Source organism: Stutzerimonas sp. LR2 (genome assembly GCF_055755175.1).
This window is the reverse complement of the sequence record NZ_JBVTRR010000006.1, coordinates 80,454-100,471: the sequence shown is the minus strand read 5'-3', so window position 1 is coordinate 100,471 and position 20,018 is coordinate 80,454. Positions and strand designations below refer to the sequence as shown.

Here is a 20,018-nt window from a genome sequence, read left to right as displayed (position 1 = left end):
CCTTCAAAAACGACTTCGATCATCAAGAAAGGGACCTACACCATGACCGCCCTCGCCCAAGCCCAATGCGAATCCTGCCGCGCCGATGCACCCAAGGTGTCCGATGAAGAACTGGCCGAGCTGATCCGCGAAATCCCCGACTGGAACATCGAAGTGCGCGGCGACCACATGGAGCTGGAACGTGTCTTCCTGTTCCGCAACTTCCGCCACGCCCTGGCCTTTACCAACGCAGTCGGCGCCATCGCCGAGGAAGTCGGCCACCATCCCGCCCTGCTCACCGAGTGGGGCAAGGTCACCGTCACCTGGTGGAGCCACGAGATGCGCGGCCTGCACCGCAACGACTTCATCATGGCCGCCCGCACCGACCAGCTCGCCGCCAGCGCGGAGGGCCGCAAGTAATGCACTTCGGCCAGATTCCCCGCGTGCCCGGCGACCCGATCCTCGGCCTGATGGACCTGTATCGCGCCGACACCAACCCGGCCAAGCTCGACCTCGGCGTCGGCGTCTACAAGGACGCCCAGGGCCTGACGCCGATCCCGCGCGCGGTGAAGCTGGCCGAGCAGCGCCTGCTGGACAGCGAGCAGACCAAGAGCTACATCGGCGGCCACGGCGACGCCCAGTTCGGTGCCCTCTTGCTGCGTCAGGTGCTCGGTAGCCGCGCCATTGCCCTCGGCGAGCAGCGTGCCGGCTGCACCCAGGCGCCGGGCGGCACCGGCGCGCTGCGCCTGGCCGGCGAGTTCATCGCCAAATGCCTGCCAGGGCGCAGCATCTGGCTGAGCGATCCCACCTGGCCGATCCACGAAACCCTGTTCGCCGCCGCCGGCCTGCGCGTGCAGCACTACCCCTACGTCGGTGCCGACAACCGCCTCGATGTCGACGGCATGCTCGCCACGCTGCAACAGGTGCCGCCTGGCGACGTGGTGCTGCTGCACGCCTGCTGCCACAACCCCACCGGCTTCGACCTGAATCACGACGACTGGCTGCGGGTGCTGGACGTGGTGCGCGCGCGCGAATTGCTGCCGCTGTTCGACTTCGCCTACCAGGGCTTCGGCGATGGACTGGAAGAGGATGCCTGGGCGGTACGGCTGTTCGCCGAAACGCTGCCGGAGATGCTCATCACCAGTTCCTGCTCGAAGAACTTCGGCCTCTACCGCGAGCGTACCGGCGCGCTGATCGCCGTCACCAGCGATGCCGAGCGCCTGCTCGACGTGCGCAGCCAGCTCGCGTCGCTGGCCCGCAACCTCTGGTCGACGCCACCGGCCCACGGCGCCGCGGTGGTGGCGACGATCCTGGCCGATGAGCCGCTGCGGCAGATCTGGCAGGACGAGGTGGAGCGCATGCGCCGGCGCATCGCCAGCCTGCGGCAGGGGCTGGTCGAGGCGCTGACGCCCTATGGGCTGGCCGAGCGCTTCGCGCACATCGCCCGGCAGCGGGGGATGTTCTCCTATACCGGCCTGACCGCCGAGCAGGTACGCCGGCTGCGCGCCGAAGATTCGGTGTATCTGGTGGAAAGCGGTCGCGCCAACGTCGCCGGGCTGGATGCCGAGCGCCTAGACGATCTGGCCAGGGCCATTGCACGGGTGGTGCAGGCCTGAACGATGTGAAGGTGCGCGCCGGTGACGCCGCTTCTGGCGACGCCGCCGGGTGCGCCGGAGCGAGAGAGCAGAGGCGCGGCTCGTGACCACGCGACTGGCTGCCGCAGCAGCGCCGGCACAGTAGCGCCGCAAGCTTTCAACCGGCTTTCAACGCGCGGCCGAGCTGCCTATGCTGGAGTCTGGCGCTCTACCCGGCCGACGCCATGACCGACTCCGTCACCCTTCGGCAACAGCTCGCCGCCCTGCATCAGCAGGGCTTCGTGCTGCTGCCTGCCGTACTCGATCCCGCGGGCATCGCGGCGCTGCGCGAAGCCATCGATGGCCTCGAACCCATCCACTGGGATTACCAGGGCCTGGTCGACGACCACTACAAGTGCGTCTTCAATCGCTCGCCGTTCTGGCTGCGCTTTCTTGATCTGCCCGGGGTGATCGGACTGGCCGAGGCGGCACTCGGGACGGACTGCCATATCATCGGCCAGACCGCCTGGCGCAGCCGCCCGGGCTTTATTGGCGGCGAGCTGCATGCCGACTACCTGGCCATGGAGCTGCCGGAAAGCCTGCTGGCCGATCCCGCCTTCGAACTGCCGATGCAGATCTGCACCGCACACCTGTATCTGGATGACATCGACGCCGACCTCTGCCCGACGCTGGTGATCCCCGGCAGCCACCGCGCCGGGCGCAAACCGCAGCCGGGTGAAACCCAGTGGCACGGCCGCGCGGCCGAGCCCGTGCTGTGCAAGGCCGGCGACATGCTGCTGTTTCGCAGCGACCTCTGGCACGCGGGCAGCCGCAACCGCAGCGCCGAGCGCAGCCGCTACCTGCTGCAGATCCACTATGGCCGGCGCATGGTGGCGCAGAAGTTCTCGCCCTACCTGCACTTCCGTTTCAATCCCGAGGTGCTGGCCGCCGCCACACCGCGCCAGCGCCGCCTGCTCGGTGAGCACGAGGCGGCCGAATACGACTGAACCCCCTGGCACCGAACCTGCATCGACCGAGGCCCGCCGCGCCCGCGCGGCCATTGACTCGCATTCGCCAGATGAGGATTCGCCATGATCAGCAGTCGTGAACAGGTCACCCAGATGATCGTCGCCGCCAAGGTACGCAAGGGCCTGAAGTGGGCGCATGCCGCCGAAAGCATCGGTATGTCCAAGGAGTGGACCACCGCCGGTTGCCTTGGCCAGATGGCCTTCGACAAGGCCCAGGCCGAGACCCTGGGGCAGCTCTTCGAACTCTCCGACGAAGCCGTCGCCTGGCTGCAGATCGTCCCCTACAAAGGCTCCCTGCCCACCGCGGTGCCGACCGATCCGCTGATCTACCGCTGGTACGAGCTGGTCAACGTCTACGGCACCACCATCAAGGAACTGATCCACGAGGAGTTCGGTGACGGCATCATGAGCGCCATCGACTTCTCCATGGATATCCAGCGCCAGAGCGACCCCAAGGGCGATCGCGTCAACGTGGTGCTGTCCGGCAAGTTCCTGCCCTACAAGAGCTACTGACGGATCAGCGGGTGCGGATCTCCCCGCGCGCCAGGCTTTCCACGCTGTTGCCCAACGGGTCCGCCGCATTCAGGTCCGCACCACGCTCGCGCAGCGCCTGGAGCAATGCCTCGCGCTGGAACAGCGCGGCGTACATCGCCGGCGTCTGCCCGGCGTTGTTGCGCTGGTTGGGATCGCACTCGGTGGCCAGCAGGCGCTTGGCGATGCCGAGCTCACCCTTGAAGATGGCGCCGAGCAGAGCGGTATTGCCGCGCTTGTCCTCGGCGCAGGCATCGGCCCCGGCGGCGAGCAGGCGCTCCACGGTCTCGCCATGGCCGTTGTAGGCCGCCAGGATCAGGGCGGTATAGCCCTTGTCATCGGCGCTGTTCAGGTCGTAACCGGCCCGGATGAATTCGTCGAGAACCTCGTTATCGCCGAAGCGCGCGGCATTGAAGAAGTAGTCGCGCAACTGCTGCCGGACCGCCTCGGGCGTGTCCACAGCATCCGTCAGCGGGCCATCGGCGGCCAGGGCGGCCCCGCTGCCCAACAGCAGCGCTGCCATCAGCAAAAGACCTTGCATATAGCCTCCACAAAAAAAGACCCGGGCCATCGCCCGACCCGGGTCGAAACAACCGGCACCCATGCAGCGCAAAGGAGCCTCCACTGCATGCCGGGCGCCGGTCCGGGGACCTTAGTCCTTGAGCTCGGCGGCCAGCGCCTTGACCCGCTTGAGGTCGGCCTTGGCGACCTTGGTCAGGCCCTCGCCGTAGTTGGCGTCGGCCTTGTAGAAGAACGACAGCAGGATGTGCCTGGCCTCGTCGTCCGCCTTGGCCAGCTCGCCGCCCAGGGTGTTGATCAGGTCGGTCTGCTCCTTCTTGCTGAACGAGCGATACAGATCGCCGGCCTGCTTGAAGTTCTGCTGACGCTGGATCGGTGCCTGCTGGGTGGTGCCGCTCAGCTCCAGTTTGCTGAGCACGGCGCGTGGCGTTTCCTCACGGTTCTCGCGGCGGCTCGGCTGGTAGTTGACGCTGCTGGTGGTGTGGCCGGCGTTCAGCTGGCCGTCCTGGTTACCGTTGTTGACCGGCACCTTCGGGCGGTTGATCGGCAGGCTCATGCCGTTGGCACCGACGCGGTACATCTGGGTATCGGCGTAGGAGAACAGACGGCCCTGCAGCAGGCGGTCCTCGGACGGCTCGATGCCCGGCACCAGGTTGGCCGGCGCCATGGCGACCTGCTCGGTTTCCTGGAAGATGTTGTCCGGATTCTTGTTCAGCACCATCTGGCCGATCTTGCGCTCGGGCACGTCAGGCCAGATCTTGGTGGCGTCCAGCGGATCGAAGTCGAACCTGGCCAAGTCCTCCGGCTTGAGCACCTGGATCATCAGGTCCCACTTGGGATAGTCGCCGTTGTCGATGGCGGTGATCAGGTCACGGGACAGATGGCTGTAGTCCTTGCCCTGCATCGCCTCGTTCTCTTTCGGGTCGAGGTTCTTCAGGCCCTGCAGGCTCTTCCAGCGGAACTTCACATAGTGGGTTTCACCCTGCTCGTTGACGAACTTGTAGGCGTGCACGCCGTTGCCATCCATCATCCGGTAGCTGGCCGGAGTGCCCTGGTTGGAGTACAGCAGGGTCAGGGTGCGGGTGGCTTCCGGGTGGTGCGAGAGGAAGTCGAAGCGGCGGCTGTCGTCATCCAGGTTGGTGCGCGGGTCCGGCTTGAAGGAGTGGACCATGTCCGGGAACTTGACCGCGTCGCGGATGAAGAAGGTCGGGAAGTTGTTGCCGACCAGGTCCCAGTTACCATCGGCGGTGTAGAACTTGGTGGCGAAGCCGCGCGGGTCGCGCAGGGTTTCCGGCGAGTGCAGGCCGTGCACAACGGTGGAGAAGCGCACGAACACCGGCGTGGTGCTGCCCTTCTCGAAGACCTTGGCCAGGGTCAGGTCGGAGATGTCTTCGGTCGCGGTGAACTCGCCATGAGCACCGGTACCACGGGCGTGCACGACGCGCTCGGGGACGCGCTCGCGACCGAAACGCTGCAGCTTCTGCAGCAGCTGCACGTCCTGCAGCAGGGTCGGGCCGTTGGGTCCGGCGGTCTGGGAATTCTGGTTGTTGCCGACCGGCGCGCCATTGTCGCGGGTCAGCGGAGCAGCGTGGGCAGGCAGCGCAAGGAGGCTCGCGGAAAGGACGCCCAGCGCAAGGCGCGCTGGCGTGGAGCCAAAGGTCATACGGGACATGGGTGATTCCTCTTCGATTTTCTGATGCGCTTATGGCGCGTCGGAAAGCCTAAGAGGGGGGCCGACAATGCCCCAATTGAATAAGCCGAACAGCGCGATAGAGAAAATGTCGCTCCGCCTGGAGGAACTTCGCGCCAGCGCCATGGCGGTGCAAGGCGACAGGCCCACTGCACCGCGATGAGACATTCGCCGCCGACATCCGACGCGACAGCCCTGCTTGGCCGATCGGTCAGCTATGGCATGGCATCTGCACCCCCAGCGCATTCAACCGGCGCTTGCGGAGCAACCACCATGAAACAGCCCGTCGATACCGACTACCCCCTGAGCGAAGTGCCCGCCGGCGCGCGCAAAGGGCTGTGGTCCACCTCCATCCTGCTGTTCGGCTTCACCTTCTTCACCGCCACCATGTTCGCCGGCGGCAAGATCGGCCTGGCCTTCGACTTCAAGACCATGCTCTGGGCCGCGGTGATCGGCAACCTGCTGCTCGGCCTCTATGCCGCCGCGCTCGGGCTGATCGCCTGCCGCAGCGGGTTGAACTCGGTGCTGATGGGGCGCTTCTGCTTCGGCGAGGTCGGCAGCCGGCTGTCCGACTTCCTGCTCGGCTTCACCCAGATCGGCTGGTACGCCTGGGGCACGGCGACCATCGCCATCGTCCTGGTGCGCCTGCTGGCGTTGCCGGAAAGCTGGACGATGCCGTTGATGGTGCTGTTCGGCTTCAGCTTCTGCCTGACCGCCTTCGTCGGCTACAAGGGCCTCGACCTGCTCTCGCGCATCGCGGTGCCGGCGATGCTGATCCTGTTGATCGCTTCGCTGTGGACCGCGACCCGTGACATTGGCGGGCTGGACGGCCTGCTGGCGGTGCAGCCGGGCGACAGCCTGACCCTCGGCATGGCCATCACCATGATCTTCGGCACCTTCGTCAGCGGCGCGACCCAGGCCACCAACTGGACGCGCTTCGCCCGCAGCAGCAAGGTCGCGGTATGGGCCAGTCTGATCGGCTTCTTCATCGGCAACGGCCTGATGATCGTCGCCGGCGCCTACGGGGCCATCGTCTACCAGCAGCCGGACATCGTCGAAGTGCTGGTGCTGCAGGGCCTGTCGATGGCCGCGGTGGTGATGCTCTTTCTCAACCTCTGGACCACCCAGGACAACACCATCTACAACTTCGCCGCGGCCGGCTGCAACCTGCTGCGCACCGAGCGCCGCCGCCTGGTGACCCTGGGCGGCGCCTTCGTCGGCACGCTGCTGGCGCTCGGCGGCATGTACGAGTTGCTGATCCCCTTTCTGATCCTGCTCGGCTCGATCATCCCGCCCATCGGCGGCGTGATCATGGCCGACTACTTCTACCGCCATCGCGGACAGTACCCGAAGCTGGCCGAAGCGCACCTGCCCAGGTACAACAGCCTGGGCCTGGCGGCCTATGTGCTGGGCGCCGCCTGCGCCTACTTCTCGCCCTGGGTGGCGCCCATCGTCGGCATACTGGTGGCCGCCGCAGCCTATATTGTGCTGTACGAGGGCCAGCGCCTGGCCCTGTCGCGCACGGTGCTGACGCAAACCGACGCACGCTGATCAAGGAGCCACCATGAACATCCTCAACGCCCGCTTGCGCGGCCGCAGCGGCCTGTACCGCATCGAACTGGACGGCGCGCGCATCGCCGCCATCAGCGCGCAGCAGGCGCCGGCCGAAGCCAGCGAGGGCGACATCGACGCCGCCAGCAATCTGGTGGTGCCGCCCTTCATCGAACCGCACATCCACCTGGACGCCACCCTTACCGCCGGCGAGCCGGCCTGGAACATGAGCGGCACGCTGTTCGAAGGCATCGAACGCTGGGGCGAGCGCAAGGCGCTGGTGACCCACGAAGACACCAAGGCGCGGGCGAAGAAAACCATCGACATGCTGGTCGACCACGGCATCCAGCATGTGCGCACCCATGTCGACGTCACCGATCCGACGCTGTCGGCGCTCAAATCCATGCTCGAAGTGCGCGAGGAAACCCGCCACCTGATCGACCTGCAGATCGTCGCCTTTCCGCAGGAGGGCATCGAGTCGTTCAAGGGCGGTCGCGAGCTGATGACCGAGGCGATCGCCATGGGCGCCGATGTGGTCGGCGGCATTCCGCACTTCGAGAACACCCGCGACCAGGGCGTCAGCTCGATCAAGTTCCTCATGGACCTGGCCGAGCGCACCGGCTGTCTGGTGGACGTGCACTGCGACGAAACCGACGACCCGCAGTCGCGCTTTCTCGAAGTGCTCGCCGAAGAGGCGCGGGTACGCGAGATGGGCGAGCGGGTCACCGCCAGCCACACCACGGCAATGGGCTCCTACGACAACGCCTACTGCTCCAAGCTGTTCCGCCTGCTGAAGCTGTCGCAGATCAACTTCGTCTCCTGCCCGACCGAGAGCATCCACCTGCAGGGCCGCTTCGACACCTACCCCAAGCGCCGCGGCCTGACCCGCGTGGCCGAGATCGACCGCGCCGGGATGAACGTCTGCTTTGGCCAGGATTCCATCGTCGACCCCTGGTACCCGCTGGGCAACGGCAACATCCTGCGCATCCTCGAAGCCGGGCTGCACATCTGCCACATGCTCGGCTACGAGGACCTGCAGCGCTGCCTGGACTTGATCACCGACAACAGCGCACGCACCCTGAACCTGGGCGAGCGCTACGGACTGGAAGTGGGGCGTCCGGCGAACCTGCTGGTGCTGTCGGCAGCGGACGACTACGAGATGCTGCGCACCCAGGGCCATGCCCTGCTCTCGGTGCGCAACGGTGAGGTGCTGATGCGCCGCACGCCGGCGCAGATTCAGCGTTACTGAGCGGCGGCGGTGGTCTTGCGCAGGCGGTCGATGTTGGCCGTTTCCTCGGCAGCCGTCAGCTTCAGCTGCGACAGGTAGGCAGCCAGCGCCTCGACATCCGCTGCGGACAGATGGCTGGCGACGCCGATCATCACCGAGCCGGCCCGGCTCGGGTCGTTCTCGCGGAAGCGCGTCAGCGCCTTGCGGATGTACTCGTCGGGTTGCCCGGCCAGACGCGGCATGGTCTCCATGCCTTCGGCATGAGCCCCGTGGCAACCGGTGCAGGTGGTCTGGAAGATCTTCTCGCCGGTCTTGCGCAATGCCGGGGCGGCTCCACCCTCGGGTGGGTTGACCTTCTGCTGGCTGAAGAACACCGCGATGTTCACCCGCTCCTCCATGCTCAGGTTCTGCGCCAGCTTGGACATGACGAAATCGACGCGCTCGCCGCTGGCGAACTTCTCGAACGAATGAAACAGGTATTGCGGGTTCTGCCCGGCCAGATTGGGAATGTGCTTGCGCTTGCTGTTGCCGTTCTCGCCATGGCAATAGGCGCAGAACACCGCGCGCTCCTGGCCGGCCAGGGTGGCCTGCTCGCGCCGCTGCTCGTCGGCCATGACGTAGTTGAACCGTTCGATGACCTCATCGCTGGCATGGGCGAGCGGAACGAAGCAGGCAAGCAGAGCGAGAACGAGCTTACGCATGGGAGGCATCCGTTACTGAAGTAGCCGGTGGGTGTTTTTTTAGGCGCCCGACTATAGAAAGCCTGTGCCCGGCGAAACCCGGCACAGGTCAACAAAAGCGCCCGAGAGCGACGCATCGCCCGCCTTTCGTGATCCAGATCACACTTGAGAGATTACCCCCACGAAATAACAGGCCATTCACGCCTTAGCTGATCGTATTTCCGCCAAAACCGACATGTGCGCGCCTTTGCCGCATTGACGATAGAAAAAATCGATGAAGCGTTTCGCCAGATAGGCCAGACAGACGGGAGGTATTCGACTAAAGTAGCAACCCTTCACCACCGAGGAGCCGTAACCCCCATGCTAGATGGACATGCAGAGCTGACCATGACCGTGCTGATGACGCCGGACAAAGCCAATTTTTCCGGCAACGTACATGGCGGCACGCTGCTCAAGTATCTCGACGAAGTCGCCTATGCCTGCGCCAGCCGTTACGCCGGGCAGTACGTCGTCACCCTCTCGGTGGACCAGGTAGTGTTCCGTCAGCCAGTGCACGTGGGCGAGCTGGTCACATTCCTCGCCTCGGTCAACTACACCGGCACCACGTCGATGGAGATCGGCATCAAGGTGGTGACCGAAGACATCCGCTCGAAGACGGTACGTCACACCAACAGCTGCTTCTTCACCATGGTCGCCCTCGGCGAGGACGGCAAACCGGTGCCGGTGCCGCCGCTGAATCCAAAAACCCCCGAGCAGCAGCGCCGCTTCGCCCAGGCCTACCAGCGCCGCGAGATCCGTCGTGAGCTGGAACACCGCTACAGCGAGCTGCGTGCCGGTAACGAGCGCCTCGCCGCCGTGCAGTAAGCTGCATCCCGGAATCGACGTGGTCCTGGCCGGCCTGGTGGCCACGTCGCCCGTTTTGTAACAAAACCTTATACAATGCACGGCTTTCCGCACATTCCATTCAAGGACCTGCCGTGAGCGCGCTGCCCCCCTGCCCCAAATGCAACTCCGAATACACCTATGAAGACGGCCAGATGCTGGTCTGTCCCGAATGCGCCCATGAGTGGTCCGCCAGCGACAGCGCCGCCGCCACGGGCGATCAAGACAAGGTGATCAAGGACGCGGTGGGCAATACCCTGCAGGACGGCGACACCGTCACGGTGATCAAGGACCTCAAGGTCAAGGGCTCGTCGCTGGTGGTCAAGGTCGGGACCAAGGTGAAGAACATCCGCCTGGTCGACGGCGATCACGACATCGATTGCAAGATCGACGGCATCGGCGCGATGAAGCTGAAGTCCGAGTTCGTCAAGAAGGTCTGAGCCGCGATGCTCGCCCGAAAGCCCGGCATTCGCCGGGCTTTTGCGTCTCAGAGCAGCCGCAGCAGCCAGTCCAGGCGCTCGCGGGTAAAGCCGCTGCCGATGAACAGCAGGTCGATCCAGAACGCCTGGTGCAGCACCACGATCAGCCAGAACAGCAGCTGGTAGCCGAGCTTGCGCGTCTTGTGACGAAAAACCTGCTGCGCCAGCAACGCACCCGGCCAGCCACCTGCCAGCTCGAAGAGATGCAGCGTGGTTTCCGGCGTGCGCCAGCGATCCTTCAACGCGCTGTGCTTGTCGCGCCAGTAGAGAAAGAAGGTCAGCAGGCTGGCAACGGCATAGAACGCCAGCGGCAACGCCGAGCCCAGCCGATGCAGGCTGCCCAGCAGCGGTAGCAGACAGAGCAGGGCGAACAGCGCCAGCTTGAACGGGAGCTGCTGGACATTGCCCGCAACCAGCCGCCGCGCAGGCCTGCCCCGCCCCGACTCGCGCTTGCCAGTCGAGTGCGAGCGGGCCGGCCGCTGACGAATCGCCGGCTGATCCAGCGTCAGCGGGGCATCCAGCCGCACATGTTCGGCTCGCAGACGGCCCTGCGCATCGCGCCCCGCCACGAAGAGCACCCGGTCGCCCACCAGCGGCCGGCGCTCACCATGCACTGCCGAGATATGCACGAACAGCTCTTCGCCGCCCTGCTCCGGACGAATGAAGCCGAAGCCCTTGTCGTCGTTCCAGCTTTTCAGCGTACCCCGTCGTTCCATGCCCGAGCCCGAGAATGCAAAGCGCGCATGCTAACCGAGCAGGCGACGCTCGGCATCCGCGCGGCACGTCGCTATGGCCACGGCATGGCGGTCGGCGTTATGGTCGGGTGATCATCAGCCCAGGGATGAACCATGGCCAGCAAGCCCAGCAGTGCGAACAAGCAGAAACACCTCGCGGTTCTGATCGACGCCGACAACGCGCCGGCGGCCATCGTCGAAGGCCTGTTCGAGGAGATTGCCAAGTACGGCGTCGCCAGCGTCAAGCGCATCTATGGCGACTGGACCAAACCCAACCTCGGCAGCTGGAAGAAGGTGCTGCTCGATCACTCGATCCAGCCGATCCAGCAGTTCGCCTACACCTCCGGCAAGAACGCCACTGACAGTTCGCTGATCATCGACGCCATGGACCTGCTCTACACCCGGCGCTTCGACGGCTTCTGCCTGGTTTCCAGCGACAGCGACTTCACCCGCCTTGCCGCACGCATCCGCGAGGAAGGCCTGACGGTGTATGGCTTCGGCGAACAGAAGACGCCCTCGCCGTTCGTCTCGGCGTGCGACAAGTTCATCTATACCGAGATCCTGCGCGCCGACGCGGCCAAGGCCAGCGTCGAGCCGCCGACACCGGAGAAACTCGCCGCAGCCGCCGCGCAGGTCGAGGAAGGCGCAGCCAGGCCGGCACGCACCAGCGACAAGGGCGAGGCGATCAAGTGCCAGCAGGTGCCGGTGGACTTCATCGCCAAGATTCTCGACGACCTGACCGAGGAGGACGACTGGATCCAGCTCGGCACGCTCGGGCAGAACATCAGCAAGCTGCGCCCGGCCTTCGATCCGCGCCTGTACGGCTGCAGGAAGCTCAGCGACCTGATCGCCGGCCAGCCCAAGCGCTTCGACCTGGAGTCACGCGGCAGTAGTGCCACCGGCGGCAAGGACCTTTACGTGCGCTTGCGCAAGCCCGCCAAGCACTAGCGCGCTTCAGCTGGGCTGCGCGTCGGCCGCCAGCCAGCAGACACGGTCGCGGCCTTCATGCTTGGCCCGGTACAGCGCGGCGTCGGCGCGGCGCAGCAGGCTGTCCGGCGTGTCGCTCGGGCTCAGCTCGGCGACACCGGCGCTGAGGGTCTGACTGACGCCGGTGGCGAAGGGAAATGCCCGCGCCTGCTCACACAGACGTTCGGCGAACTGTACCGCCTGCGGGCCGCTGGTTTCCGGGCAGAGAATCAGAAACTCCTCACCGCCCCAGCGCCCCACCGCATCGCTGCCGCGCAGGCAGTCGTCCAGCAGCGCGGCGAAGTCCCGAAGCACGCGGTCACCCATCTGGTGGCCGAAGTCGTCATTGATGCGCTTGAAGTGATCGATATCCAGCATGACGATCGACAACGGTCGGCGATAGCGCCGCGCCTGCTCCAGCGCCGTGGCGAAGCGCCGATCCAGCGCCGCGCGGTTGGCCAGCCCGGTAAGCGAGTCGGTCTGCGACTTGATGCGCAGCTGATCGTTGAGCCGGCGCAGGCGCCTGATCCAGAACAGACTCGTCAGCAGCATCGCCGAGAAGACCACCACCACCTGCATGAGCAACCGGTAGTCGGTGCCGGACTCGACGAGGATGGGCGCATGGCGGTTGGCGATCTGATGCAGCTCTACCGGTGTGATGGTGGCAATCGCCTTGTTCAGGATATCGCGCAGCACCGGCTCGCTCTTCAGCACGCCGATCCGAAACTGGTTGTCGAGGCTGGCCACTTGCCCGGCGATCTTCAGGTTGAACCAGCCTTCGCGGCGAATGGTGTAGGCGGCCACGGTCAGCGAGCGCACCGTCAGGTCGGCCTTGCGCTCGTTCACCAGCGCCAGTGCCTGGGCATCCGTCTCGGTGCTGATGACGTGCAACTGGGGGAAGTCGCGCCGCACGCTTTCCTCGATGAACGTGCCGGACGGCAGCGCCACCGTTGCGTTTTCCAGGGCGGACAGATCGGCCACGTACGGGTGGTCTTCCCGTGCGATTACCACGTTGGCGTCGGTGAACAGCGGCTGGGTAAAGATCAGCCAGGCATCACGCACGGGCGTCTGGTTGAGAAAGCTGAGCAGCTGGCATCGACCAGCCTGGGAAAAGGCGACCGACTGGCCCCAGTCACTGGTCGGCACGATATCCAGTTGCAGGCCTGACCGATGCGCAACGAGCCGCAGCAGATCGGCCGCGATTCCCTCGTGCTCGCCGCGCGCATTGAGCATTTCGAACGGCAGCCAGTCGGGGTCGACACAGATGCTGACCGAACGATTGGCAGCCAGCCATTCGCGTTCGGCCGCGTTGAGATCGAGCGCCACATCAGCCGTTGCCGCTGCACCACCTGCAAATGCCAGCAACGCCAGAAGCAGATACCTAGTCACTTCAGCCACCCTCGGAGGAGCGCACGTAACATTGGCGACGGATACAGTTCAACACGACGCTAATGGCACGGCAAGGAAAGTCATGGCAATGAGCTATCACATATCGTGCCAAACGGTTTTTTGACGCTAGAAAATCATTTGCAATCATTCCTTGGCGCAGCGATCGAACCGAGGGCGGATGCGCTCTTCTAAAGGGGACCGATTAATGGAGGTTTCCATGAGCAAGCAGCTACTACTCGCCTGCGGCCTGGCGATTTGCGTGCCGGCAGCGCTGGCGCAAACGCCGCAGCCAGAGATCATCACCCACCTCAACGGCCTGGACGTCGAGATCAGCCCAATGGGTGTGCCAGCCAAGTCAGAGGGTGTGGAGGGCGAACTGCTCGGCGTACGCGCGGTGAAGGTGATGAACCGTACCGGCGGCCAGATTTCCTGCGAATTCCACGTTCCAGCCGAAGCGCGCTCGGATACCTCGGCCTCGCCGGTGTTCACCGTCGCGCCAAATACCCAGCGTACCGAACGCGTGCCAGGCGACTATTCGCCCGACCAGCCCTACGCGGAGATCACCTGCCGTTCCAGCGACCAGAGCCAGAACCAGGCGCAGTAAGCCGTATGGCTTTCAGCGGCGCTCCTCGCGGATAAAGGGAATGCCCAGCGCGCCCGGCTGGTTGCCGGTGGCGTGCCTGCCGCTGGCAACCCAGATCATCACCGCCAGGGTTACCGCGTAGGGCGTCATCAGCACGAAGTACTGCGGCAGGCGCACGCCAGCGGCGGCCAGCTGCGGAATCAGCGCCTCGATGCAGCCGAACAGCAGCGCTCCGGCCAGCGCCTTCCAGGGTGACCAGCGGGCGAAGATCACCAGCGCCACGGCGATCCAGCCGCGGCCGCCGGTCATGTCGGCGATCCACAGCTTGGTGCTGAGCAGCGAGATGTAACCGCCGGCCAGACCGATCAGCGCGGCACCGGCGAGGATCGCTGCCAGCCGGTATCCGAGCACGGAAATGCCCGCGGCATCCGCCGCCTGCGGGTTCTCCCCCACCGCGCGCAGGCGCAGGCCCGTGATGGTGCGGGTGAGAAACCAGACCACGGCGAGCACGATCAGCGGCGTCATGAACACCAGCGGGTTCTGCACGAAGAGCTTGCCCAGCAGTGGCAGCTCGGACAGCGGCCAGAGCTCGACGGCAGCCAGCCCCTTGACCGGCTTGTTGGTCCAGTCCAGCAACGTGCCGAGCAGGCCGGTCAGCCCCTGGCAGAAGAACACCAGTGCCAGGCCGGCGATGACCTGATTGATGCGCAGCACCAGCACCATCAGCGTGAACAGCAGCGACACCACGGCCGCCGCCCCCATCGCCAGCAGCAGCGAAACGCCGTGACTGCCATAGGCCAGCTGCGCGCCGATGGCGGCCAGCGCACCGACCAGCATCAGGCCCTCGGCACCGAGGGCCAGCACGCCAGCACGTTCGGTGAGGATCAAGCCCAGCGCCGCGAGGGCGAAAGGCACGGCGAAGTCCGGCGTGTTGCCGAGCCAGTTGGCGATCATGTCCATCAGCTTTCGCCTCCCTGAACGCGGCGGATGCGGTGGCGGATAAAGAAATCCGAGGAGGCGACGCAGATCACCAGGATCGCCTGGATCAGCTGCACCATGGAAAAGGGGACCTGGTAGAACACCTGCAGGCTGCGTCCGGCAACGAACAGCATCGCCATCAGCAGCGCCACCACCAGTGCCGCCACCGGGTTGTTGCGGGCGAGAAAGGCGATGAGGATGCCGGAGAAGCCGTAGCCCTGATAGAACGACTGGGTCAGCCGCCCCTCCTGCCCCGCGGTGACGAGGAATCCGGCGATCCCGGCCATGGCGCCGGAGATCAGCACCGTGCCGATGATCATCTTCTGCACCGGCACGCCCACCGCGCCGGCCACCCGCGGGTTGGCATCGACAAAGCGCAGGTACAGCCCGGCGCGGGAGATGCCGAGAAACCACAGCGCCAGCAGCGCGACGACCACCGCCAGTGGCACCGCCGCGCTGATGCCATCGAACAGTTCGGGCAAGCGTTCGAACGGCTGGAACTGCGGCGAATAGGGGAACGAGCTCCTCGGGTCCTTCCAGCTGCCGTACAGCAGGTGCAGCAGGAAATTGATCGCCAGGTAGTTGAGCATCAGCGTCGAGATGATCTCGTTGACCTTAAGCCGCAGCTTGAGCACCACCGGCGCCAGCGCCCAGGCCAGGCCACAGCCAATTGCCGCGGCCAGCATCAGCGGCAGGCGCAGCGCCGGCGGGCCGACCTCGAACAGCGAGATCGCCGTGGCACCGATGGCGCCCCAGATCATCTGCCCCTCGAGGCCCAGGTTCCAGAACTTGGCGCGAAACGCCATGCAGCCGGCCAGGCCGACAAGGATCATCGGCGAGGCCTGGAACAGCACGGCCTTCAGGCTCTGCGCATCGAATACCGTGAGAACGACGAATTCATTGAGCAGCTCGCCGGCCGGTACGCCAGCGGCGACGAGGATCGCGGCGGAAATGCCCAGCCCCAGCAACAGCGCGAGGCCGATGATCACAGCCTGCCAATGCCAGGCCAGTTGCTGGCGGATCTCCAGAGCGTAGCGTCGCGACAAAAGCGGTGGCTTGGGCTGTTTCGCGGCCTGCGAGACCTGCTCGAGCATCACCGGGCCTACCTGTTCATTCATGGCTTGCCCCTTCAGCTACTGGTTCTGCGTGGCCCGGTTCGTCGTGGCTGACCATGGCGCTGCCGATGGCCTGGCGATCCGCTGGCCGGTCGAATTCGGCGACGATGCGTCCGCCGCTCATCACGCCGATGCGATCGGCCAGGGCCAGCACCTCATCGAGGTCTTCGCTGATCACCAGCACCGCTGCGCCGGCCTCGCGGGCGGCGCGCAGGCGGGCATGCACCGCCGCGGTGGCGCGCACGTCGAGGCCGCGGCTGGGGCTGTGTACCAGCACCAGTTGCGGGTCACGGGAGAACTCCCGGGCGATCACCAGCTTCTGCGCGTTACCGCCGGAAAGCAGCGCGGCCTTCTGTTTCAGCGAGCGCACGCCCTGCACATCGAAACCCGCGACTGCCTCGGCAGCCTCCGCCTCCAGACGCTTGCGGCGCAATCGGAAGAAGGAACCGTAGCGGCCGCTGTGGACCTGGCCGACACCGAAGTTCTCGGCCACCGAAAGCTCTCCCGCCAGCGCGGCGCCGTAGCGATCCGCCGGGATTGCGGCGATGCGCAGCTCGCGGCGTTGCTCGGCGCTGGCCCGGCGCAGATCGCCGAAGCCGGTCAACTCCAGCGTGCCATCGCAGGGCTCGGGCAGCCCCATCAGCACGTTGGCCAGTTCGCTCTGGCCGTTGCCGCCGACGCCGGCGATGCCGTAGATCTCGCCGGCTCGCAGGCTCAGGTTCACGCCGTTGAGCAGGCCCTGGCCGCCCGCGCCAGTCGACCTGAGGTCACGCACCTGCAACCGCACCTCGCCCGGTATCGCCGGCTGGTACTCGCTGGCCGGCGCCGACTCACCCACGGTGAGGCGCACCAGCTCGGGCACCGAGACCGTCTGCGGGTCGAGGGTCTGGATGGTGCGACCGCCCCGCATCACGGTGACGCGGTCGGCGAAGCGTTTCACATCGCTCATCTTGTGGGTGACCAGGATCACCGCCGCGCCCTGGCGGGCGAACGCGCGCACCGTTTCCAGCAGGCGTTCGGCTTCCCCGTCGGTCAGTACCGCCGTCGGCTCGTCGAGGATCAGGATGCGCGCACCGGCCAGCAGCACCTTGAGAATCTCCACCCGCTGCTGCTCGGCCACCGAAAGCGACTCGGTGATCTTGCGCGGGTCGATGCTGAAACCCAGTTCGGCCGCCTTGTCGCTGATCCGCTGCTCCAAAGCCGCCAGGCGCTGGCGATGGCTGCCCGAGAAGGCGTGGTTGCCCGGCCCCTCGGGCAGCGCCAGCTGGATGTTCTCGGCCACGGTGAAGGGCTTCACCAGCTTGAAGTGCTGATGAACCATGCCGATGTGGTAGCGGCTGGCATCCCGCGGGCCGCTGAGCCGCACCGCATTGTCGTTGATCAACAGCGATCCGCTCTCCGGTGCGTAGAGGCCGGCGGCGATGTTCATCAGCGACGACTTGCCCGCGCCGTTCTCGCCGAGCAGCGCATGGACCTCGCCCCACCTGGCGGCGAAGTCCGCCTGGGACAGGGCCATGAAGCCGTCGAACGACTTGCTGACCCCGGAAAGCTGGATCGCGTTGAGGTTGCTCATTGCTGGGTGATCACTCCCTTGACGAACCAGTCCATCTGCCACAGCGCAGGGTCGGCCATCACCTCACCGGCGGCGATGCGCTCGGTGCCGTCACGGTCGAGCATCGGGCCGGCGTAGATCTGCATCTCGCCTTTGAGCAACGCTTCGCGGGCGGCCATGATCTTCGCCTTGTCCGCTTCGGAGACCGCCGGGCCACAGCAGGCTGCATCGGTACCGCCTTCGGCCATGGACAGCAGCGCGCCGTTCTCCGGCGGCGTCCAGTTGCCGGCGCTGATCTTCTTCAGCTCCGGCGCGAGGAACCTGTCCCACACCCAGACCGACGAGCAGACGGTGGCGTCCGGGGCAAATTCGCGCATGTCGCGGTGGTGACCGGTGCCATGCACACCGCGCTCCTGGGCGACGATCTGCGGCGTCGGGCTGTCGACGTGCTGGCCGAGCACGTCGGCACCGGCATCGATCAGCGCCATCGCCGCGGCGCGCTCCTTGACCGGATCGTTCCAGGCGCCGGTGTAGACCACGGTGACGGTGGCGTCGGGGTTGATCGCCTGGGCGCCGAGGGCGAAGGCGTTGACCGTCCAGTTCACCTGACCGAAGGGGTTGGCCGCGACGAAGCCGAGCTTGCCGGTCTTCGACGCCGCGCCGGCGGCCATGCCGCACAGGTACTGGCTTTCGTAGGTGCGGCCGTAGAAGGATTCGAGGTTGGCGCTGTTGGTGGTGCCCGAGCCGTTGAGGAAGGCCACGTCCGGATACTTGGCGGCCAGCTCCTTGAAGGTGTCGGAATAACCGAAGGCGGTGCCGATGATGACGTTGGCGCCGCGCTGGATCAGCCGGTCCACTGCCGGGCGGATCGATGAAGCGTTCTCCGGCACGCTTTCGACGTACTGGATCTTGGTATCCAGCTCGGCTTCGAGCTTCTGCCGCGCCTCGTCGAAGGCCTGGGTCCAGCCACCGTCATTGCGCGGGCTGATGTAGAGCATGGCGATCTTCGCCGGCTTATCGAGGGTCAGCCCTTCCTGCGCCGAGGCGACGCCAAGGGTGGCCGCCAGGCCGAAAGCCACCGCCGCACACAAGGTCCGTTTCATCTGTTTGAGCATTTTGGGTCTTCCTGAGGGTTGGCACGTCAAAGCATGTGGTTGATGCGAAACACGTTGTCTTCCGGGTCCAGCAGCACCGCCTGATACCAGTGGTAATAGGTCTCGTAGGGCGCCTTGATCAGCCGCGCGCCCATGGCGACGGCGATGGGTACCAGCCGCTCGACCTCGTCTTTCGAATCGACGTCGATGTTCAGCAGGAACTTGCAGCCGCGGGCGTCGGCGAATGCGTCCAGCTGCAGCAGCTCGTAGGCTTCCGGCGCGTTGAAGCCGATGCAGCTCTTGCCGGTATCCAGCCCGCGAAAGATCGGCGAGGCGATCTCGGGGATGTTCCTGAAGCCGAACAGCTCGCGGTAGAAGCCGCTCAGCGCCTCTATGTCCCGGGCAAAGACGTTGACGTAGGACAGCGTGCTCATGCGACCTCCAGGCCTTTGCCGAAGGTGGTCTGCTTGACGAACTTGGAGAGCAGGTTGTCGCCGGAGGTGACCGGCGCATGACGTGGCGGATTGGTCGCGCTGCAGCAGCCCGGCAGGCATTCGATCAAGGCGTCGTAGTTGGGTTGGTGGAAGAACACCAGCGACTGGCGGCCGTTGTCCGCGGGGCTGTCGGCCGGCGGGTTGACCACCCGGTGCAGTGTGGAAATCCACTGGTCATTGGTCCACTGCATCATCAGGTCGCCGATGTTCACGGCGAAGCCGCCCTCCACGTAGGGCACGTCCACCCACTCGCCCTGGCGGTTGCGCGCCTGCAGGCCGCCGAGAGCGTTGTCCGGCTTGACGATGGTCAGGCTGCCGTAATCGGTGTGGGCACCGGCGCGCATCTGCCCCGGCTCCACCGCGCCCTTCAGGTCCGGGTAGCTGAGGCTGCGGAACATGCTGATGTGCTTGTCGATCTTGTCGTCGAAGAAGGTCTCCGGCAGGCCCAGCGCCAGGGCGAAGATGCGCATCAGCGACTGCGCCAGCGTGCTCATGGCGGCGAAGTATTCGCGATAGGCCTGCTCGAAGCCCGCGATGCCGCTGGGCCAGACGTTCGGTGCGAAATGCGGGCCGGCGGCGGCGCAGCGGTAGTAGGGCTCGTCCGGTACGCCGCTGGGGCCGATGGAAAAGGACTCCTTCAGGTCACCCGGGGCCGCCTCTTCGAGCGAATAGGACAGGCTCTCCTCGGCCACTGCGCTGTAGCCGCGCACCATGTCCGGGCTGGGCCGGTCGACCTTGCGCTTCTCGGCCAGCGGCAAGGCGAAGAACTGCCGTGTCAGCCGCGACACCCGCTCGACCAATTCGGTAGGAATCTGATGGTTGGTGATGACCAGAAAGCCGATGTCGCGACAGGCCTGGTCCACGGCGCGGGCGACCTGCAGCTTGCCCTCCGGCGTGCCGGCGAAATATGGCGCCAGGTCGATGATGGGAACGTATTGCAGAGTCATGGGTGACGCACTCCTCTGACGCAAG

At 65.7% G+C, this 20,018-nt stretch carries 21 protein-coding genes; 10 read left to right on the top strand and 11 right to left on the bottom strand.

Annotated features, from left to right (window positions below):
* Positions 1-42 precede the first annotated feature (42 nt).
* The 4 genes from ACVRRC_RS19900 (at position 43) to cynS (ending at position 3,094) form a co-directional block, all read left to right on the top strand.
* Positions 43-399, top strand: a complete 357-nt coding sequence (locus tag ACVRRC_RS19900; protein ID WP_019405301.1) for a 4a-hydroxytetrahydrobiopterin dehydratase — start codon at positions 43-45, stop codon at positions 397-399.
* A complete protein-coding gene (locus tag ACVRRC_RS19895) occupies positions 399-1,595 on the top strand; it encodes an amino acid aminotransferase (RefSeq protein ID WP_125849704.1) in 1,197 nt (398 codons plus the stop codon). Before ACVRRC_RS19900 ends, ACVRRC_RS19895 begins: the two co-directional genes overlap by 1 nt.
* Before the next feature lie 203 nt (positions 1,596-1,798).
* Positions 1,799-2,560, top strand: a complete 762-nt coding sequence (locus ACVRRC_RS19890; RefSeq protein ID WP_239330958.1) for a phytanoyl-CoA dioxygenase family protein — start codon at positions 1,799-1,801, stop codon at positions 2,558-2,560.
* A gap of 84 nt (positions 2,561-2,644) precedes the next feature.
* On the top strand, positions 2,645-3,094 hold the full coding sequence (gene cynS, locus ACVRRC_RS19885) for a cyanase (protein ID WP_125849700.1): 450 nt from the start codon (positions 2,645-2,647) through the stop codon (positions 3,092-3,094).
* A gap of 4 nt (positions 3,095-3,098) precedes the next feature.
* On the opposite strand, the gene ACVRRC_RS19880 is transcribed toward cynS, so the two are convergent.
* Together ACVRRC_RS19880 and ACVRRC_RS19875 are read right to left on the bottom strand one after the other, a co-directional pair.
* Positions 3,099-3,653 (bottom strand): ankyrin repeat domain-containing protein, encoded by a 555-nt coding sequence (locus tag ACVRRC_RS19880; RefSeq protein WP_011914590.1) that lies wholly within the window; start codon positions 3,651-3,653, stop codon positions 3,099-3,101.
* 111 nt (positions 3,654-3,764) lie between these two features.
* Entirely contained in the window at positions 3,765-5,303 is a 1,539-nt protein-coding gene (locus ACVRRC_RS19875) for a catalase (protein ID WP_003280002.1), read from the bottom strand.
* Positions 5,304-5,594: 291 nt separating this feature from the next.
* Here ACVRRC_RS19875 and codB point away from each other — a divergent pair, with 291 nt between their 5' ends.
* Together codB and codA are read left to right on the top strand one after the other, a co-directional pair.
* Positions 5,595-6,872 carry a cytosine permease gene (codB, locus tag ACVRRC_RS19870; protein ID WP_014597707.1) on the top strand — a complete coding sequence of 426 codons (1,278 nt, stop codon included), beginning with the start codon at positions 5,595-5,597 and terminating at the stop codon, positions 6,870-6,872.
* 13 nt (positions 6,873-6,885) lie between these two features.
* On the top strand, positions 6,886-8,121 hold the full coding sequence (gene codA / locus ACVRRC_RS19865) for a cytosine deaminase (protein ID WP_014597708.1): 1,236 nt from the start codon (positions 6,886-6,888) through the stop codon (positions 8,119-8,121).
* Here the strand turns inward: codA and ACVRRC_RS19860 are convergent.
* A complete protein-coding gene (locus tag ACVRRC_RS19860) occupies positions 8,115-8,801 on the bottom strand; it encodes a c-type cytochrome (RefSeq protein WP_017244457.1) in 687 nt (228 codons plus the stop codon). The two genes, codA and ACVRRC_RS19860, sit on opposite strands and share 7 nt — an antisense overlap.
* A gap of 339 nt (positions 8,802-9,140) precedes the next feature.
* Between ACVRRC_RS19860 and ACVRRC_RS19855 the strand changes: the two genes are divergently transcribed.
* On the top strand, positions 9,141-9,644 hold the full coding sequence (locus ACVRRC_RS19855) for an acyl-CoA thioesterase (RefSeq protein ID WP_013984019.1): 504 nt from the start codon (positions 9,141-9,143) through the stop codon (positions 9,642-9,644).
* Positions 9,645-9,757: 113 nt separating this feature from the next.
* Positions 9,758-10,102: a zinc ribbon domain-containing protein YjdM gene (locus tag ACVRRC_RS19850; protein WP_011914597.1), complete on the top strand. Its 345-nt coding sequence runs from the start codon at positions 9,758-9,760 to the stop codon at positions 10,100-10,102.
* A 47-nt stretch (positions 10,103-10,149) separates the two neighbouring features.
* Here ACVRRC_RS19850 and ACVRRC_RS19845 read toward each other — a convergent pair whose 3' ends face one another.
* Positions 10,150-10,857 carry a DUF1294 domain-containing protein gene (locus ACVRRC_RS19845; protein WP_472997403.1) on the bottom strand — a complete coding sequence of 236 codons (708 nt, stop codon included), beginning with the start codon at positions 10,855-10,857 and terminating at the stop codon, positions 10,150-10,152.
* A 132-nt stretch (positions 10,858-10,989) separates the two neighbouring features.
* On the opposite strand from ACVRRC_RS19845, the gene ACVRRC_RS19840 reads away from it, so the two are divergent.
* Entirely contained in the window at positions 10,990-11,823 is an 834-nt protein-coding gene (locus ACVRRC_RS19840; RefSeq protein ID WP_013984021.1) for an NYN domain-containing protein, read from the top strand.
* A gap of 6 nt (positions 11,824-11,829) precedes the next feature.
* Here the strand turns inward: ACVRRC_RS19840 and ACVRRC_RS19835 are convergent, their stop codons facing one another.
* Positions 11,830-13,230 carry a diguanylate cyclase gene (locus ACVRRC_RS19835; protein ID WP_125852821.1) on the bottom strand — a complete coding sequence of 467 codons (1,401 nt, stop codon included), beginning with the start codon at positions 13,228-13,230 and terminating at the stop codon, positions 11,830-11,832.
* Positions 13,231-13,447: 217 nt separating this feature from the next.
* Between ACVRRC_RS19835 and ACVRRC_RS19830 the strand changes: the two genes are divergently transcribed.
* Positions 13,448-13,834, top strand: a complete 387-nt coding sequence (locus tag ACVRRC_RS19830; protein ID WP_013984023.1) for a hypothetical protein — start codon at positions 13,448-13,450, stop codon at positions 13,832-13,834.
* Positions 13,835-13,846: 12 nt separating this feature from the next.
* Here ACVRRC_RS19830 and ACVRRC_RS19825 read toward each other — a convergent pair whose 3' ends face one another.
* From ACVRRC_RS19825 to ACVRRC_RS19800, 6 genes are read right to left on the bottom strand one after another with little or no spacing between them, the layout of a single operon-like run.
* The gene (locus ACVRRC_RS19825; RefSeq protein WP_472997402.1) at positions 13,847-14,773 is read right to left on the bottom strand and encodes an ABC transporter permease; all 927 of its coding nucleotides are present in this window, start codon (positions 14,771-14,773) and stop codon (positions 13,847-13,849) included.
* Complete coding sequence (locus tag ACVRRC_RS19820; RefSeq protein WP_472997401.1) at positions 14,773-15,909, bottom strand: ABC transporter permease; 1,137 nt, start codon at positions 15,907-15,909, stop codon at positions 14,773-14,775. Before ACVRRC_RS19820 ends, ACVRRC_RS19825 begins: the two co-directional genes overlap by 1 nt.
* Entirely contained in the window at positions 15,902-17,479 is a 1,578-nt protein-coding gene (locus ACVRRC_RS19815) for an ABC transporter ATP-binding protein (RefSeq protein ID WP_279645470.1), read from the bottom strand. Before ACVRRC_RS19815 ends, ACVRRC_RS19820 begins: the two co-directional genes overlap by 8 nt.
* Positions 17,476-18,573 carry a BMP family ABC transporter substrate-binding protein gene (locus ACVRRC_RS19810; protein WP_472997400.1) on the bottom strand — a complete coding sequence of 366 codons (1,098 nt, stop codon included), beginning with the start codon at positions 18,571-18,573 and terminating at the stop codon, positions 17,476-17,478. Before ACVRRC_RS19810 ends, ACVRRC_RS19815 begins: the two co-directional genes overlap by 4 nt.
* A 26-nt stretch (positions 18,574-18,599) precedes the next feature.
* Complete coding sequence (locus ACVRRC_RS19805; protein WP_003280024.1) at positions 18,600-18,986, bottom strand: VOC family protein; 387 nt, start codon at positions 18,984-18,986, stop codon at positions 18,600-18,602.
* Complete coding sequence (locus ACVRRC_RS19800; protein ID WP_125849690.1) at positions 18,983-19,993, bottom strand: isopenicillin N synthase family dioxygenase; 1,011 nt, start codon at positions 19,991-19,993, stop codon at positions 18,983-18,985. Before ACVRRC_RS19800 ends, ACVRRC_RS19805 begins: the two co-directional genes overlap by 4 nt.
* Positions 19,994-20,018: the final 25 nt, after the last annotated feature.